Source organism: Aerococcus sp. Group 2, assembly GCF_905125285.1.
Taxonomy (GTDB): Bacteria; Bacillota; Bacilli; order Lactobacillales; family Aerococcaceae; genus Aerococcus; species Aerococcus urinae_E.
On the sequence record NZ_CAJHPA010000001.1, the window covers coordinates 503,517 to 519,351 of the forward strand.

General features: G+C 39.0%; 15 protein-coding genes, 22 tRNA genes and 1 rRNA gene. 4 read left to right on the forward strand and 34 right to left on the reverse strand.

The window, feature by feature from the left end; genetic code table 11:
- Positions 1-31: 31 nt before the first annotated feature.
- From JFU01_RS02235 to JFU01_RS02265, 7 genes are all read right to left on the reverse strand, one after another.
- Positions 32-1,522: a DNA primase family protein gene (locus JFU01_RS02235; RefSeq protein ID WP_195855675.1), complete on the reverse strand. Its 1,491-nt coding sequence runs from the start codon at positions 1,520-1,522 to the stop codon at positions 32-34.
- Positions 1,515-2,447 (reverse strand): primase alpha helix C-terminal domain-containing protein, encoded by a 933-nt coding sequence (locus JFU01_RS02240; RefSeq protein WP_195855676.1) that lies wholly within the window; start codon positions 2,445-2,447, stop codon positions 1,515-1,517. Before JFU01_RS02240 ends, JFU01_RS02235 begins: the two co-directional genes overlap by 8 nt.
- On the reverse strand, positions 2,431-2,769 hold the full coding sequence (locus tag JFU01_RS02245; RefSeq protein ID WP_195855677.1) for a hypothetical protein: 339 nt from the start codon (positions 2,767-2,769) through the stop codon (positions 2,431-2,433). Before JFU01_RS02245 ends, JFU01_RS02240 begins: the two co-directional genes overlap by 17 nt.
- Positions 2,762-3,082 carry a hypothetical protein gene (locus tag JFU01_RS02250; protein ID WP_195855678.1) on the reverse strand — a complete coding sequence of 107 codons (321 nt, stop codon included), beginning with the start codon at positions 3,080-3,082 and terminating at the stop codon, positions 2,762-2,764. The genes JFU01_RS02245 and JFU01_RS02250 overlap by 8 nt, the downstream gene beginning before the upstream one ends.
- 155 nt (positions 3,083-3,237) lie before the next feature.
- On the reverse strand, positions 3,238-3,531 hold the full coding sequence (locus tag JFU01_RS02255; protein WP_195855679.1) for a helix-turn-helix domain-containing protein: 294 nt from the start codon (positions 3,529-3,531) through the stop codon (positions 3,238-3,240).
- 239 nt (positions 3,532-3,770) lie between these two features.
- A complete protein-coding gene (locus JFU01_RS02260) occupies positions 3,771-4,079 on the reverse strand; it encodes a hypothetical protein (protein WP_195855680.1) in 309 nt (102 codons plus the stop codon).
- Positions 4,080-4,140: 61 nt separating this feature from the next.
- Positions 4,141-4,359: a helix-turn-helix transcriptional regulator gene (locus JFU01_RS02265; RefSeq protein WP_195855681.1), complete on the reverse strand. Its 219-nt coding sequence runs from the start codon at positions 4,357-4,359 to the stop codon at positions 4,141-4,143.
- Between the two features lie 121 nt (positions 4,360-4,480).
- On the opposite strand from JFU01_RS02265, the gene JFU01_RS02270 reads away from it, so the two are divergent.
- The 4 genes from JFU01_RS02270 to JFU01_RS02285 all read left to right on the forward strand — a co-directional run bounded on the left by JFU01_RS02270 (position 4,481) and on the right by JFU01_RS02285 (position 8,620).
- The gene (locus JFU01_RS02270; RefSeq protein WP_195855682.1) at positions 4,481-5,368 is read left to right on the forward strand and encodes a helix-turn-helix domain-containing protein; all 888 of its coding nucleotides are present in this window, start codon (positions 4,481-4,483) and stop codon (positions 5,366-5,368) included.
- 77 nt (positions 5,369-5,445) lie between these two features.
- Positions 5,446-6,615 carry a site-specific integrase gene (locus JFU01_RS02275; RefSeq protein ID WP_195855683.1) on the forward strand — a complete coding sequence of 390 codons (1,170 nt, stop codon included), beginning with the start codon at positions 5,446-5,448 and terminating at the stop codon, positions 6,613-6,615.
- Between the two features lie 615 nt (positions 6,616-7,230).
- Positions 7,231-7,917: an Ltp family lipoprotein gene (locus JFU01_RS02280; RefSeq protein ID WP_195855684.1), complete on the forward strand. Its 687-nt coding sequence runs from the start codon at positions 7,231-7,233 to the stop codon at positions 7,915-7,917.
- 22 nt (positions 7,918-7,939) lie between these two features.
- Entirely contained in the window at positions 7,940-8,620 is a 681-nt protein-coding gene (locus JFU01_RS02285) for a hypothetical protein (RefSeq protein ID WP_195855685.1), read from the forward strand.
- A 128-nt stretch (positions 8,621-8,748) separates the two neighbouring features.
- On the opposite strand, the gene JFU01_RS02290 is transcribed toward JFU01_RS02285, so the two are convergent.
- From JFU01_RS02290 to rrf, 27 genes are all read right to left on the reverse strand, one after another.
- Positions 8,749-9,570 carry a MetQ/NlpA family ABC transporter substrate-binding protein gene (locus JFU01_RS02290; RefSeq protein ID WP_013668515.1) on the reverse strand — a complete coding sequence of 274 codons (822 nt, stop codon included), beginning with the start codon at positions 9,568-9,570 and terminating at the stop codon, positions 8,749-8,751.
- A gap of 334 nt (positions 9,571-9,904) precedes the next feature.
- Positions 9,905-11,905 carry a PTS fructose transporter subunit IIABC gene (locus tag JFU01_RS02295; RefSeq protein WP_195855686.1) on the reverse strand — a complete coding sequence of 667 codons (2,001 nt, stop codon included), beginning with the start codon at positions 11,903-11,905 and terminating at the stop codon, positions 9,905-9,907.
- Positions 11,906-11,923: 18 nt separating this feature from the next.
- Positions 11,924-12,844, reverse strand: coding sequence for a 1-phosphofructokinase (pfkB, locus tag JFU01_RS02300; RefSeq protein WP_195855687.1), 921 nt, complete (start codon positions 12,842-12,844; stop codon positions 11,924-11,926).
- Positions 12,841-13,581 (reverse strand): DeoR/GlpR family DNA-binding transcription regulator, encoded by a 741-nt coding sequence (locus JFU01_RS02305; protein ID WP_013669665.1) that lies wholly within the window; start codon positions 13,579-13,581, stop codon positions 12,841-12,843. Before JFU01_RS02305 ends, pfkB begins: the two co-directional genes overlap by 4 nt.
- A 223-nt stretch (positions 13,582-13,804) precedes the next feature.
- Positions 13,805-13,876, reverse strand: a tRNA-Glu gene (locus JFU01_RS02310).
- A gap of 14 nt (positions 13,877-13,890) precedes the next feature.
- Positions 13,891-13,963, reverse strand: a tRNA-Phe gene (locus JFU01_RS02315).
- 12 nt (positions 13,964-13,975) lie between these two features.
- Positions 13,976-14,048 (reverse strand) — tRNA-Asp (locus tag JFU01_RS02320).
- Between the two features lie 22 nt (positions 14,049-14,070).
- Positions 14,071-14,143 (reverse strand) — tRNA-Met (locus JFU01_RS02325).
- 41 nt (positions 14,144-14,184) lie between these two features.
- Positions 14,185-14,256: transfer RNA gene (locus JFU01_RS02330), tRNA-Glu, on the reverse strand.
- A gap of 9 nt (positions 14,257-14,265) precedes the next feature.
- Positions 14,266-14,353: transfer RNA gene (locus tag JFU01_RS02335), tRNA-Ser, on the reverse strand.
- A 12-nt stretch (positions 14,354-14,365) separates the two neighbouring features.
- Positions 14,366-14,439 (reverse strand) — tRNA-Ile (locus JFU01_RS02340).
- Positions 14,440-14,449: 10 nt separating this feature from the next.
- A tRNA-Gly gene (locus JFU01_RS02345) sits at positions 14,450-14,520 on the reverse strand.
- Positions 14,521-14,523: 3 nt separating this feature from the next.
- Positions 14,524-14,596, reverse strand: a tRNA-Asp gene (locus JFU01_RS02350).
- Positions 14,597-14,613: 17 nt separating this feature from the next.
- Positions 14,614-14,686: transfer RNA gene (locus JFU01_RS02355), tRNA-Met, on the reverse strand.
- 11 nt (positions 14,687-14,697) lie between these two features.
- Positions 14,698-14,787, reverse strand: a tRNA-Ser gene (locus tag JFU01_RS02360).
- A gap of 18 nt (positions 14,788-14,805) precedes the next feature.
- A tRNA-Ile gene (locus JFU01_RS02365) sits at positions 14,806-14,879 on the reverse strand.
- A gap of 9 nt (positions 14,880-14,888) precedes the next feature.
- A tRNA-Met gene (locus JFU01_RS02370) sits at positions 14,889-14,962 on the reverse strand.
- Between the two features lie 14 nt (positions 14,963-14,976).
- Positions 14,977-15,049 (reverse strand) — tRNA-Ala (locus JFU01_RS02375).
- A gap of 5 nt (positions 15,050-15,054) precedes the next feature.
- A tRNA-Pro gene (locus JFU01_RS02380) sits at positions 15,055-15,128 on the reverse strand.
- A 4-nt stretch (positions 15,129-15,132) separates the two neighbouring features.
- Positions 15,133-15,206: transfer RNA gene (locus tag JFU01_RS02385), tRNA-Arg, on the reverse strand.
- 18 nt (positions 15,207-15,224) lie between these two features.
- Positions 15,225-15,310 (reverse strand) — tRNA-Leu (locus tag JFU01_RS02390).
- Positions 15,311-15,342: 32 nt separating this feature from the next.
- Positions 15,343-15,414, reverse strand: a tRNA-Gly gene (locus JFU01_RS02395).
- Positions 15,415-15,425: 11 nt separating this feature from the next.
- Positions 15,426-15,498, reverse strand: a tRNA-Thr gene (locus JFU01_RS02400).
- An 11-nt stretch (positions 15,499-15,509) separates the two neighbouring features.
- Positions 15,510-15,591, reverse strand: a tRNA-Leu gene (locus tag JFU01_RS02405).
- A gap of 7 nt (positions 15,592-15,598) precedes the next feature.
- A tRNA-Lys gene (locus JFU01_RS02410) sits at positions 15,599-15,671 on the reverse strand.
- Between the two features lie 4 nt (positions 15,672-15,675).
- Positions 15,676-15,748, reverse strand: a tRNA-Val gene (locus JFU01_RS02415).
- Between the two features lie 10 nt (positions 15,749-15,758).
- A 5S ribosomal RNA gene (gene rrf, locus JFU01_RS08990) occupies positions 15,759-15,835 on the reverse strand; the annotation flags it as partial.

Genomic DNA, 15,835 nt, shown 5'->3' on the forward strand with positions numbered 1-15,835 from the left:
CATACGGGACAAACCGGAACAAAGCGGGACATTAGCTAATTTTCTGAATAATTCTTATTGGGTTGCTTCCTTTAGCGTATGGCTGAATCTCCTCTGGCATGCTTTCCGATTCGCTGACGTTAATCCGCTGTTTTGCCTGCCTATATTTATTTCCCGTTAGCCGTTCTAAGACCTCAATGAATTTAGTCATAAGACCATAAGGCAAGGCACTTCTATTTCCTAAATCATACTTATATTCTTTTAGGGAATGCTTTACAAAGTTATTAGGTACTTTTTCCAATTCGTGGTAGCCATTGGAAATATACTCATCGTTAATATAACCCTCAATATAGTCATTAGACCGGCGATATTTGGCAATTTCCTTTTTAACGGCTTCTGGCTCGATAAAGTGGGTAAATTCCATTTCAATAGCTTTCTTCAAGACATATTCTAAAATTCGCTTGTCTTTCAGATAGACTTCTTTAATCTTTGGGTCATTTTTCTGACCGTTAAAATCAGCATTGAAAGGGATCAGTAGTAACCGCCTATACCAGCCTAAAGATTTATTCCGTACGTTGGGCATATCATTCCCACTAAATAAGCAGAATAGTTTAAGGGTGGCGCTATAAATCGGTTGATATTTTTCTTCAACCGTTATAGGGTCACCGGTTGCAATGCTCATCAGATCGCTTATTTCATCGATATAAGCGTTAGAAATATCGTCCCCTATATTGCATACCTTGCCAATTAAATTGGCCTTGTCATACTGACTGCCAAATTGTGGTGGTTTCAGCGTGCTGACGTTTTGCTTCCCAATAAGATTTATTAGAAGTTGTTGAAACGTCCCTTTACCGCTGTTCCCACTACCAATGAGAAACCCTATCTTATTCCGTGTATGGTTAGGGTTCAAAGCTTCATTGATAACCTGCCATAACAGGGTAACGATTTCTTCATCACCACAAGCAATAGACCTTAGCCACTCTTTAAAGTTAAAGCCATCAATATTTGGGTTAGTGGCCTTGGGATTGTAGTTAGTTACAATCTTGCTCGTGATGGCATAGTCAGGGCTAAAAGGTAATAGCCTATGCTCATTGACTGAATAAATGCCATTGTTTACGGGGATCAGGTCAGCACTAGAAAAAGCTGGTACTAAAGGCACTCTGACCCTAAGTTGCTGAATAACTTCTTTCCATTGCCTAGAACGGTATCGACTATCAATACCGCTTATTAGTCGCATAAAATTATTTTCTCCTGTGATATAAATCCCTTGATCAGGATCATAGTAAGCTAGCATGGCAGTTTCTCTATTGTCGCCAATTAAGTAGCAATGCACGGTCGTTCTAAGAATGGTTGAAGCGATCCCCTCATGCATTTTAGGAAATTTTTGGGTTTTGGGATCTTTATGCTTTATTTTCCATTCCTGCCCTTTTTGAGATAAAGTGTTTCTAATTTCTCGCATAGTCTTGGGTTTTTCTTTTGACTGAGATTCTATTTCTTTTAACTGCTTGGCTCGGTTCAGCACGTCTTTAAATTCATCACTCATTCATTACAACGCCTCGCTTTCTCTCTTCTCGTGTTAAAACGCTGTTCATCACTGTGGCCAATTCTTTATCAGATAATGGCGGTTGTGTGAAACGCTCGTTCCAATCTTGGCAAATCATTATGCAATACTCAGGATCAACCTTAGCAGTTAACAATGTTCCAAAGGCCTTAGTGAAGAAATTATTACGTTCCCCTTGGCCAATTCCGGAATAAACTTCCTGTAATAGCCTTGGTACTTTGCCAATAGAGCCATTTCCACCTATTTGGCTATAATCAACCGTGAATGCCGTTTTCTCGTGTTGCTGAGGACGAATTATAGGCACTTTCGCACCATCACGGTTAACAATGACCTTATAGTTGTCGTGTAGTCCGTTATCTACCGGCATGCCCATAAGCCGGCTGAAGTCGCCACTACTCGGGTCAATGGGAATATATTTAAAGTGGTCAATAAGTCGCTGAGTAATGCTAGCGGTTTCGTCTTTAGTCATACTGTGTTCAGGTTCTAAAATTACCCGTATTCTGGCATGTTTAGGCTGGCTATTAATTGTTGGATAGATAATATACTTTAGCCCCTTAAGCTCCTGCTTTAGCTGTTTAATTGTTTCATCAAAGTTAAGGTAATCGTAAACAATGGGGCTATCTTGGTTGGTAATCGCTCGGGGTTCAATATCCAAAGTGATGAGTGACTTTTTAATGGTTTCGCTGTCAGACCGCTTATTTCCTTTGATTTTGCCACTAAAGAAGTACAAGCAATCATTTAGCTTGATACCATCAGGAACGGGCTTATCCCCGTTATTTTGGGGCTGTATGCCCTCTAAATGTTGAATGTTATTCTCGCAAAGATAGGCCAAAGTCTCAAAGTCACTTCCGTTAGATTGACATTCTTCAAGACGGTTATTTTTAACGCCTTTAGTCGTGTAAATCATCACTATCACCCCAATCCTTAAAATAGCCAATGTTATATTTTTCCATCAGTTTGACCGCTTCAGTATCAAGGTCTAAGTCATCACAAAGGCTTTTTAAAGTCGTTATGTCTGCTTGGCCATTGATAAATCGGTCTACCTCATAACTCAATGTGGCCAACAATAATTCATAATGGGCAACAGATCGTTCAAGGTAGTCCACTTTACTAGTCGCATAACCTTTATAGGTTTCATCAAGTTTTTTTAATTGCTTCATACGCTCTTCTAAAAAAGCTTTTTCATTTCCTATATTGTCGTGGCCGTATAGGTAAGATATTTTATCCATCAATGTTCGCCTCAATTCCTAAGTCTTTTAAATCGTTTTTAAGGTCTCTAGGCCTATCGCTGTTATTTAGTGCGCAAAATATAATATCTAACGTGCTGGCCTGTTCTTTGATCAAAAATTCAATGAACATTCCATTCAATTCTTCTTCAAGTTTATCTATTTGCTTTAACTGCTCTTCGTTAGTAGCAAAAGCTCCTGCGGTTAATATTAGATCTTCAACCGCTTGATGATATTTAATGAGTGTCAAAGTAGGACTTAATTTTTCGGCTAGCTGTTGATTTTGTTCTGCGGTTAAATAATTTTTCTTTTCCATGGGGCAATTTCCTTTCTAAAATTGCCCATCACTAAAATAATTGATATAATATGCATAAAGAAAAGGCTGTTCCAGCAACCTTTTCAAGCCTTATTTAGTGATGGGCTAGCATTATACATTGATAGACTTATGACATTTTTGTTGTAAGTCTTTTTTTATTGATAAGGGTGCGACCTGATAAAGTCATTCAGTACTTTCCGTTCTACATATATCTTGTTACCTAGCTTATTAAGTGGTAAACCTAGTTCTTTATGCCAATTTTCCGTGATGGTGTTGCGGCTGGTGTTATACATTTTGCATACCTCTTCCACTGTTAGCATTTCCCTTGTGATGGCACAATCCCGTCTAGCCTGTTCCATGGCTTCACGGTATAAATAAACTAATGATTCTTTAAACTGATCTTGAAAATCCTCGGGGATCTCTAATTGAAAAACGTTGTTGTTACTCATGGTTAATCGTTCCTTTCTTCATGGCCATATACAGCCCGTTTTAGCTTGTCATTTTCTTCTGTTAGTTGCTCGTTAACCATACCTATATGAATAACTCCTGCCATCAAAATGACTAGTAATATAAACATGCCCTCACCGCCTTTCGTTGTTTGTTTTAAAGCCTCAATTTGGATATAATATAGTCACATATCATATCCAAAGGCGTTAGCTTGTTACCGGCTAGCGCTTTTTTTTAATGCCTATAAACTCGCTTGCTTCATGATCCTTAATGTGATTAATTCTTGTTTAACCTGCGCTTCATAGCTGGCTAAGAAGTGCTGTTTCTCCTCTTCATCACTAACTAGGTAATACCCTTTAGGGTCGGTTCGACTTGCGCCAATGAGTAGCCCCTTTTTGCGTAAAGATTCAACTAAACCATAAAAAACTCGCAATGAAAGCCGGCAACTAAACAGCTTAGTCAGTTCTCTGGCTGTTCGTGCATTGTCTTTCCCTCTAGGTAAGATGTCTAAGAGCTCTTGCTCTAGTGATGTTAGTTCTTCTTGCTTCATATCCTCACCACCTTTCTATTACTTCAACATAACCACTTACTAATTCAGCCGTGGGGAGGCTTTAAACTTTTGACACTTTCTGATTAAAAAAAATATCATCGATTGTTGCGCTTGGAAATGATTTATTAAATATCTTTTTAAGGATAACTTTTTCATCATCGGTAAAAGGAGTAATTCCCTTTTCCTTTTTCCAATAAGATTGAAGTGAAATATCTAAAACATTCGCTAAATCGCTCTGAGTCATTCCCATATAAGAACGCATTTGTTTTACTCTGGTCATTATCTCACCTACTTTCTACTTTTGACACTTAAAGATTAACATGCTAGTTAAATAATTGCAAGCACGATATTCAACTTTTGAAACTTTTGTGATAGTATAGCTTTAACTAGGAGGTGAAATAATGGAAATAGATAAAAAACAATTAGGAAATAGAATCAAAGAAATAAGAGTAAACTTGAAACTTACTCTCGCTCAATTTGCTGATGAGATAAGAAATAAAACTGATGGAATATCTAAAACAGGAAAAAGTAACGTTTCTAAATGGGAACGTGGGGAAAATGTCCCAAATAGCATTACCCTTAAAGCCATAGCAGACCTAGGCGGTATATCGGTTGACGATTTGTTGCAAAGTGAAGAGGATAAAAAAGCTACAGAAATCTATCAACAGCATTCTGCTAGTGATTACGGAAAAATATTCAAGTTTATTCGACTAAGTAAAAATAAGACTGTTGATGAATTTTTAAAGGACTTAAACGCTCCTGTCCTTTATCAAATGGAACAGCCCAATGTTTCATTAACTGAGGAACGGTTAATAGCTATCGAAAATCAAGAGGCAAAACCATCACTAGATGAAATAAAAAAGGTGTTTTTGCTTTCTGAATACTCCGACTATCTTACTTTTTTGGACTGCAAAATCTTTTATAATTATGATTTTGATAATGTTTTTAGCTTTTTAGAAGATTATTTTGTGTTTGAAGAAGTAAAAAGTTCTGAAGTAAGAAAATTTGTTGAACTACTTAATGAAGTTCCAGTTATTAAATTTTCAACCTTTAAACTACCGCCGATTTACCAATTCTTAAAAGAAAGGGACTCTTATTCAATTAACGATTTGAAAGCATACTATCAAGATCAAATTAATTCGATAAATAATGTATTTGCTGAGATGAAAAAAGACCCTGATAGTGATGAAACACAAGATAGAGAAATTATTTCAGATTTACATATCGATCAAAATGACCATATCCATGACTTACAAATAATAAAAGCTTATGAAGAAGTTTATTTATAATTTCTTATTTCACCAGACTAACATAACCGCTTACTAATTCAGCCGTGGGGGTAGAATTAGAGGAGGAACATGTTGGAATGGCAACATACAAGAAATATACCAATTCGCAAGGTGAGTTCTGGCAAGTTCGGGGCTACCTTGGGGTTGACGAGGAAACTGGTGAAAAGGTTGAATGTCGCAAAAGAGGATTTCAGACTAAAAAAGAAGCGACCGCCTACTATAAAGAAGAACAAAAGAAGTTCCTTGTAGGTGATCGCTTCAAACAAAACAAACGATATACTTTTAAAGAATTATATCATGAATGGGCAAGCATTTATAAAAATGACGTTGAAATAAGCACCTTTGAAAGAAGCAAAGATTATTTTAATCTTCATATTCTGCCGGCTTTTGGTAATATCTATATCGATAAATTAAGCCCAAAAAGAATACAATCTCAAGTTAATGATTGGTATCCTCAATTTGCTCAATACAGAAGACTATTTAATAATACAAAACGGGTACTTAAATATGCTGTTGATCAAGGTTATATTAGAGATAATCCTTGTGACAAGGTACATATTCCTAAAAAGAAATTATCATACGACACTATTGACGAGAATAAGAAAAAATTTTATTCTCGTGATGAATTAGAAGATGTTTTAAATGCTCTAAGCCAAATGAAAACAAAACGCTGGTATGCTTTCTATCGCCTATTAGCCTTTTCAGGTATGAGAAGTGAAGAAATTCGTGCGTTGACTTGGCTTGATATCGATTATAAAGCGAAAACAATAAATATCGACAAAGCCATAGCCCGTGGCAAAAAGGTTAATAAAAAACGTACGCAATACCTCAAAGGGACAAAAAACGACCAAAGCACTCGAGTGATTAGTATTGACGATAAAACACTAAACATTCTAAAGTCTTGGAAAAGTGAACAGTCTAAGACATTAACTAAATTAGGTTTTAATATTTTCAATAAAAATCAGCTTGTGTTTTCTCAATATAAGGATAATAGTTATATGAACCATAGTGAACCTAGGAACGCTTTATCAAAAGTATGTAAAAAGTACGGCCTACCAATGTTAAATATGCACGGTTTTAGACATACTCATGCCACTTTGCTGGCTGACGCTGGCATTCCGCTTAAAAATGCTATGGAACGATTAGGTCATAAGGATTTAGAAATGACTCTGAACGTCTATACTCACGTCTCAAAAGATAGCCGTGATAAGTCTGCTCAAATCTTTGCAAACTATGCCAATTTTTAATAAAAAACTAGGTCATGGGGCAAGATATGGGGCAAAATTTCATAAATACCTGTTTTGAACGGCTAGAAACGTTGATATGACGGCCTTTTATAAGCTAAGGGGTTCGATTCCCTCTGGGTGCGTTTCGTAAAACCTAGTGAAGTCTAAAAATGACTATTGTTTATTTTACAGTGTATCTAGAACTTACTAAAACTTAGTAAAGTCTAATATTAGCTAGTTTTTGCTCGAAATTCTATAACTTTTCTATATCATGAATATTGCCATGCCAGCACGTAGCGCCCCTCGGGGTGCTTTTTTTATAGCATTCTTATCTCTATTAGTGCACAAATAATATATAGTTACCTATTTCTCTGCTCTATTATCTCTTCTATATAACCTTCTTCAATTGATTCCACGTTGAAGTTTTCTTTATAAGATTAAAGTATCCTATCAAGGTTCAACCAATTAATTATGGTGTAAGTAGCTCCCCTCTCCTCACCTTTGTTTATTTTTTATAATATATATATTCAAAGTAAAATAATTTTAAAATAATCATATTTACTTAATATAAAATTTTATTTATTTTTATTTTACGACCTAATATAATTATTGTTAACAAATTTAAGGAGGGAAAAAATGAAAAATAATCATAAAAATGCATTTGGAGGGATAAGTTTAATAATATTTATTATTATAATCCTATTTATTGGATCATATTCGGACCATAAAGACAAAAAAGATACATCAGCATCTCAATCTAGCCATACATCTGAATCTTCTAAAAAATATAGCGAATCTCATTCAAAATCAAGCGAATATCACACGTACAAAACAGAAAGTTCAGAATCTAAATTAAAGGATAATACTCCTCAAGAATACAAAAACGCATTGCAAAAAGCCACGAGTTATTCAAATCATTTCTACATGTCAAAAAGTGGGCTTTATGATCAGCTAACTTCCGAACATGGAGAGCATTTTTCTCCCGAAGCGGCTAATTATGCTATTACTAATGTAAAAGCTTCCTGGAAAAATAACGCTTTAGAAAAAGCTAAGAGCTATAGTTCTCATATGTCTATGTCAAAGCTGGGCCTCTACCAGCAATTAGTTTCAGAGCATGGAGAAAAATTCACTCCCGAGGAAGCTCAATATGCTATTGATCACGTTCAAGCCAATTGGGAAAGAAACGCTTTAGAAAAGGCTAAAAGTTACTATACAAATATGTCCATGTCAAAGGCAGCAGTCTATGATCAGTTAGTATCGCAATATGGGGAACAATTTACTCCGGAAGAAGCTCAATATGCTATAAACCATTTACCAAACTAAAATATATATAAGGAGGTAATCTATGATAAGCACTTCTACGTCAATAACATTGGCGACAATGTCATTGCTTTTTACCGTTGCTTTACTAGGAATTGCTATTTACGAAAAGATTAAAGGTAATCCTGTCAAAAGAATATTACTCGTTGCTCTAATCCCATTTATCCTTTTGTTGGTATTCTCTAGTAAACGACTAAGCCCACGGATACTCAAGGATAATCCTGCTCAAACAACACGAAGAGTATGTGAATTGACGGGATATGACCCTAAAGACGTGGAGAAAGAAGACGGTGATGTTAGTGAAACCCCAAAAAGAGATAAATTTAAACTATACAGATTGAAAGACCATGGTGTGATAAATGTCACCAACGATGAGAAAAGAGTGAATAGTTTCTCTATTTATAATGTCGATAAAGGGTTCATCCTTGAATTGTTTAAAGAACTTGATTATCCAATAACCGATCAATTTAGTGAACTAAACGAATCCGAAACGATGTCATTTGATAATATAGATAATATTGGCTCACTTCTAATCTATGATAAAGATAATAAAAATTATTCTGTAACAGTTATGTATAATCCTAATGAATTTAAAGAGACGAAAGGTATGGTTGACTTTTTACGCCGATCAACTATACGAAAGAAAACATCATTAACTGATGATGATTACTGGCATAGTGATCTGTGGTCTTATGATTTAGACTAACAAAAAGTCCACTCTTAAACCTTAGCGAAACGGGATATTGCCCAAACCTTCTCACACACGGTTTATAATAAAGCAAAGACCTATCACCTAACTAAGGGAATCCTTAGCTAGGGATAGGTCTTTTTTAATTATTTTTGACTTTCCCAAATTGGAATACTTGAGCCATTACTTTTTTCATCGATAATTTTAGCGACTTCAGGGGTTTGGTAGTACTTCACAATTTTCTTGTAAGTTTCATTATCCTTATTCTTTTCATCAACAGCAATGACATTCCAATAAGGCTTAGAACTATCGGTCGCCTTTTCTAAATAAATGGAATCCTTGGTTGGCACAAAGCCTGCGTCAGCGGCCATATCGTTATTGATGCAAGAAATCGTCACGTCGTTTAAAGCACTAGCTGTTTGGTTGGAATCTAGGGTAATGAATTCCAAATTCTTTGGATTTTCAGTGATATCTTCAACCGTTGGCATGAGCCCTTTATCTGGGTTTAATTTGATTAACCCTGCTTCTTGAAGGAGTAAGAGTGCCCGACTTTCATTTGAGACATCATTAGGCACAGCTACCTTGTCGCCCTCTTTAACTTGATCAATCTTTTCAATCTTATTGGAGAAGACCCCCATGGGGTTAAGGGTGGTATAACCGATCGTGGTGTTGTGATAGCCAGATTCTTCATTCATATTATCCATATAAATTTCGGTTAAGGCACTATGCATATCGATTTCATGGTGCTCCAAGGCTTCAATTGGCATCCGATAATCAGTAAATTTGACCAATTCAATGTCAATGCCTTCCTTTTCCTTCAATTCATCCTTTAAGTAGTCCCATTCGTCATTTTTCTCACCAACTACCCCTACTTTTACCGTTTTATCACTATCAGTATTGCCTGATTGACAAGCCACTAGGGTAAAAGCAGCTAATAGGGCCATTAGGCGTAAAATCCATTTCTTCATTGCAATTCCTCCTACTATTTTACTCATAATGAGCTGACCCTTATATTCTACTAATTAAAGCTTGATATGACAATGTTCCTGCCCTTAGTAAAAAGTATTCATCACTGATCTATAATGACTATCATAAAGCAATAAAAAAAGCTGCACAGTCTGTGCAGCGACTTAAAGATTCTTAAATATAACTGAGTTGAGTTGTGTAAAAAAGTTATTAAGAAGGTAAGAATCTTCAATAGCTAAAAGTATAGCATAGATGAAAAGTGACGCCAACTAGTCTTTGCATAAATTAATCATTTCATAAAAAAGTCCCTGTGCAACACACAAGGACTTACTTAAACTATTCAGCTTTTTGACTTTGTTCACTTGCTTTAGCGCGGCTTAAAAATACATTAAGCAGTAGACCACCAATAAGTCCGCCGACTAACCATGCGACTAAGTACATTAGACCATTGGTTACCCCACCAGCTAAGACTGCAAATACACCACCATGAGGAACATAGGAAACACAGCCAAAGAACATGCTTAAGGCGCCAGCAATTCCTGAACCAATAGCTAGTGGTGGAATGACATGTAGAGGGTCTTTAGCAGCAAAAGGAATCGCCCCTTCAGTAATGAAAGCAGCCCCCATGACATAGTTAACATAGGCACTATTCCGTTCATCTTCAGTCCATAGACTCTTCTTCAAGGTAGCAGAGATACCAATGGCTAGTGGTGGAACCATACCCCCACACATTACGGCTGCCATCACGTTAGACCCTGCACCAGCAGATGCAGTAACTAGGGCAGTACCAGTAACATAGGCAGCTTTATTAATCGGACCACCCATATCGATAGACATCATCGCTCCAACCACAAAACCTAAAATAATGGTCATGGAAGGTGGAATACTATTGATAAGGCTCATTAAGCCGTTCATCACAGCACCCATTGGGCCATTGATCACAAAAAGCATCAAGAAGCCCATAATCAATACCCCAAGGACTGGGTATAGGAAGATCGATTTCATCCCGTTTAAGGATTTAGGTAGCCAGGCAAATAGTTTTTCTAATAGCCAAACAATACCGCCGGCTAAGAAACCAGCAACCAAGGCGCCAAGGAAACCAGAAGAAACCGAATTTTCAAAAATTCCAACCCCAGTAAAGGCAGCAAATTTACTTGGTTCCGCACAGATACCACCGATAACCCCGATAACTAAACCGATACGGTCTGCCATGGAATGACCGATAAAACCAGCCAACATAGGTAGCATCATGGCAAAGGATAAGTTACCTACTGTATTTAAGGCTTGAGCAATTTGGTTATAGTCATCAGCAGCTGGATCAGCGGAAGTAATGCCCCAGAAGAATGACAAGGCAATTAAGATACCACCAGCAACAACGAATGGTAACATATGAGAAACACCATTCATTAAGTGCTTATAAGCTAAACGGCCTAATGTTTCGCCATCTGAACTCTCTTCTTCTTCTTCAGCATTTTGGCCTTTCTTAGCATGATAGATTGGTAGCTTATCATTGGCTGCTCGTTCCACTAACTGGTCAGCCTTGTTAACGCCATCACCAACAGGAACAATAATGATTGGTTTGCCATCGAAACGAGCCATTTCAACTTGTTTGTCAGCAGCAACAATAACAGCTGTCGCTTCTTCAATATCTTTTTTGGTTAAGCGGTTTTCTACCCCACTTTGACCATTAGTTTCAACCTTAATCCGGTAACCAGCGGCTTGTCCGGCTTTTTTCAAGCGTTCTTCCGCCATATAGGTATGGGCAATCCCAGTTGGGCAAGCGGTCACGGCAACGATATATACATCATTATCAGTACTATCAGTCTTATCCGCTTCAACTGGAGCAGCTTTGGCTTCACTATTTTCTTCCGTTGCTTCTTCACTTTCATCATGAGCCTTGATAATTTCTAGGACTTCATCAGGACTTTCTGCTTTTAATAAAGCATCTTTGACTCCGTCTTTTAACAAGACTTTAGACAATTGCGCTAAGGCCTTCAGGTGTTCCCCACCGCCCCCTTCTGGAGCAGCAATCATAAAGATTAATTTAGCTGGTTGACCGTCAAAGGATTCCCATTCAATTCCTTCTGCGCTCCGAGCAAAAATAATAGCCGCTTCTTTGATTGATTCATGTTGGGCATGGGGAATGGCAATCTCATCACCAACGCCAGTAGTGGATTGAGCTTCTCTGGCTTCTAATTTTTCCACGTAAGCCTCAGCATCACTGACGCCTCCACAATCTGAGAAACGCTTAGCTAGATGGACTAGGGTATCTTTTTTACTTTCAGTTTGTAAGTTGAGATCCATAGCCTCTTTGACAAATAAATCAGATAATTTCATTGCTTTGAATCCTCCTTTTTAATTTTCTTTCTTAACGACAATTTGATCAACTAATTCTTCAACTAAGTCCTTCGTCGTAATGCCAACGGAAAAGGCTGTTCCTGACCCAGTAGCTGCAGCGATTTTTAATGATTCTGCATAGTCCTTACTTTCAACGTAAGCACTTATAAAGCCCGACAACATGGAATCGCCAGCTCCTACAGAATTTATAACCTTTCCTGTAGGCACATTGGCCCGGTAGATATCCCCTCTTTCAGTAAGCAATAAACTTCCGTCGCCACCCAAAGATACCAAAACATTTAAAGCTCCAGCTTCTTGTAAGGCCTTAGCATATTTTATTAAATCAGCGTCTGATTCAATCTGAGTTTCGAATAATTCACCAAGTTCTTCACGGTTAGGTTTAATAATAAAAGGTTTATATTCTAAACATGCTTTTAGTAATTGCTTATTAGAATCTAAAACAAAGTTGGCGTTTTTCTCGAGGCACAATTTAGCAATACTGATATAAGCTTCCTCATCCAATCCAGGGGCAGCATTACCTGCTAGAAAGACCGTATCATTTTCTGTTAGTTCTTCATTCAGGTAGGTCATTAATTCCTGGAATTTATCAGCATCGACTTTTGGCCCTTGGGCATTAATTTCGGTTTCTTGTGGGCCTTTGAGCTTCACATTAATCCGAGTAGGCTGGTCAAGCTCGATAAAATGGGTATTAACCCCTTCGGCTTCTAATTCATCAATAATAAATTGACCAGAAAACCCACCGATAAAACCAGTGGCAATATTTTCCTTACCTAAACGCTGGAAAACGACTGATGCATTAATCCCTTTACCACCTGCCACATAGTGGTCTTCATGGGAGCGGTTTAGGTCACCTAATTTTATATCATCAACTTGCATTACTAAATCCACAGCTGGATTAAAGGTAATGGTATAAATCATTGAGATACCTCCATAATTTTCATATAGTTTTCATATTTTGAATTGCTCTCATTAGTTAATAAAATAGCTCGGTCTAAATCACAGACGTGACAGAAAGTACTTTGGTCAAATTTACTTGCATCAGCCAAGATATAACGGTAACGACTATGGTCAATTGCCGCCTTCTTAATTTGTGCTTCCTCAATGTCAGGTGTGGTATATCCTGTATCAAGATCAATGCCATTCATTCCTATAAAAGCTTTATCAAAGTTAAAAGATTGAACTTGAGATAAGGCTATGCCACCGATCAAGGTTCCCGTGCTTTCTTTAATTTCACCGCCCACAACAATGGTGTGGATCTGTGATTGATAGAGAGCTTGGGCAACTTCCAGGCCATTAGTCACAACAATAATTTCCTTATTAATAATCCAGGGAATCATTTCAATCGTCGTGGTACCAGAATCAAGATAAATCGTGTCATGATCAGCAACCATTTCTCCGGCTAATTTTCCAATGAGTTGTTTTTCTAAAACATTCACTTGGCTTTTCTCGGATAAGGAAGCTTCCATATTACGTTGCTGAACTCTTTTGGCTCCACCATGTATACGTTCTAATTTCCCCGCCTTTTCCAAACTATCAAAATCTCTTCTAATGGTTGATTCAGAAACAGCTAACTGTTTTGATACCTCCTGAAGATTTAAGATAGGGACTTTGGTTAAGGCTTCCATAATATACTTTTGCCTTTCTTCGGTAAGCATAATCTACCTCCCTCCATTAATTGAAATCGTTTTCTCTTTTAACATAGGATATTATAAAGGAAATCCAGCTGTTAATCAATCATTTTCTTTCATATTCTATCAAAAAGGGCCAATTTTTGACAGATTTTGCAGAATAAAGTGTATTTTATCTATCAAATTGAACAAAGCTAGGAAATATATTTAGACAAATAAAAAAGCAACCCTTTATAGAGTTGCTTACATATGACCCGTACGGGAATCGAACCCGTGTTACCGCCGTGAAAGGGCGGTGTCTTAACCGCTTGACCAACGGGCCAAAATATATTTTTATGGTCCGAGACAGAGTCGAACTGCCGACACCTTGAGCTTCAATCAAGTGCTCTACCAACTGAGCTATCGGACCTTGAAAAAGAAACGGTCCGGACGGGATTTGAACCCGCGATCTCCTCCGTGACAGGGAGGCATGTTAACCCCTACACCACCGGACCTAAAAAATTAGGTAAAATAAAATTGCGGAGACAGGATTCGAACCTGTGACCTCCGGGTTATGAGCCCGACGAGCTGCCAGCTGCTCTACTCCGCGATGTCAATATCTCCAGTTTAAATTAGGATAATACCTAAATATGACCCGTACGGGAATCGAACCCGTGTTACCGCCGTGAAAGGGCGGTGTCTTAACCGCTTGACCAACGGGCCATTGGATAACGGAGGATAAGGGATTCGAACCCTTGCGTCAGTTTCCCGACCTAACGATTTAGCAAACCGTCCTCTTCGGCCTCTTGAGTAATCCTCCACAAATTATAAATGGGCCTGAATGGACTCGAACCATCGACCTCACCCTTATCAGGGGTGCGCTCTAACCAGCTGAGCTACAGGCCCATATAATGTAAGCGGGTGACGAGAATCGAACTCGCGACAACAGCTTGGAAGGCTGTGGTTTTACCACTAAACTACACCCGCATACGGTCCGGACGGGATTTGAACCCGCGATCTCCTCCGTGACAGGGAGGCATGTTAACCCCTACACCACCGGACCTATTCAATTTTGAATAATTGCGGAGGCAGGATTCGAACCTGCGACCTCCGGGTTATGAGCCCGACGAGCTGCCAGCTGCTCTACTCCGCGATAATAAGTAAAGGAGGATAAGGGATTCGAACCCTTGCGCGGTTTGACCCGCCTGACGGTTTTCAAGACCGTTCCCTTCAGCCAGACTTGGGTAATCCTCCATAAAATAATTAACAAGATGGACCTTGTAGGACTCGAACCTACGGCCGGACGGTTATGAGCCGTCTGCTCTAACCAACTGAGCTAAAGGTCCGAACATTAATAGCGGCGGAGGGGATCGAACCCCCGACCTCCCGGGTATGAACCGGACGCTCTAGCCAGCTGAGCTACACCGCCAAATTATAATGTAATGGAGGATAGCGGGATCGAACCGCTGACCTCCTGCTTGCAAAGCAGGCGCTCTCCCAGCTGAGCTAATCCCCCCAAAGTCGGGAAAACAGGATTCGAACCTGCGACCCCTTGGTCCCAAACCAAGTGCTCTACCAAGCTGAGCTATTTCCCGGTAATGCACCCAGCAGGATTCGAACCTGCAACCGCCTGATTCGTAGTCAGGTACTCTATCCAGTTGAGCCATGGGTGCCTATTTATAAAAAGTTTATGCCGAGGACCGGAATCGAACCGGTACGGTGTTTAACCACCGCGGGATTTTAAGTCCCGTGCGTCTGCCTGTTCCGCCACCCCGGCATAATAATATTTAATTTTAAGCCATTTGGCTAAGCGGAAGACGGGATTCGAACCCGCGACCCCCACCTTGGCAAGGTGATGTTCTACCACTGAACTACTTCCGCATGAGATATAATGCCGGCTAAAGGACTTGAACCCTCGACCCCCTGATTACAAATCAGATGCTCTACCAACTGAGCTAAGCCGGCTTTTATATTAGTGCGGGTGAAGGGACTTGAACCCCCACGCCTCTCGGCGCCAGATCCTAAATCTGGTGCGTCTGCCAATTCCGCCACACCCGCATGTAAATGATCCGTGGGAGGCTCGAACTCCCGACCCTCTGATTAAAAGTCAGATGCTCTACCAACTGAGCTAACGAATCATAATGGAGAATGAGGGGCTCGAACCCCCGACATTCTGCTTGTAAGGCAGACGCTCTCCCAGCTGAGCTAATTCTCCATAAAATATTGCACGGCAACGTCCTAGTCTCACAGGGGGCAACCCCCAACTACATTCGGCGCTAAGAAGCTTAACTGCTGTGTTCGG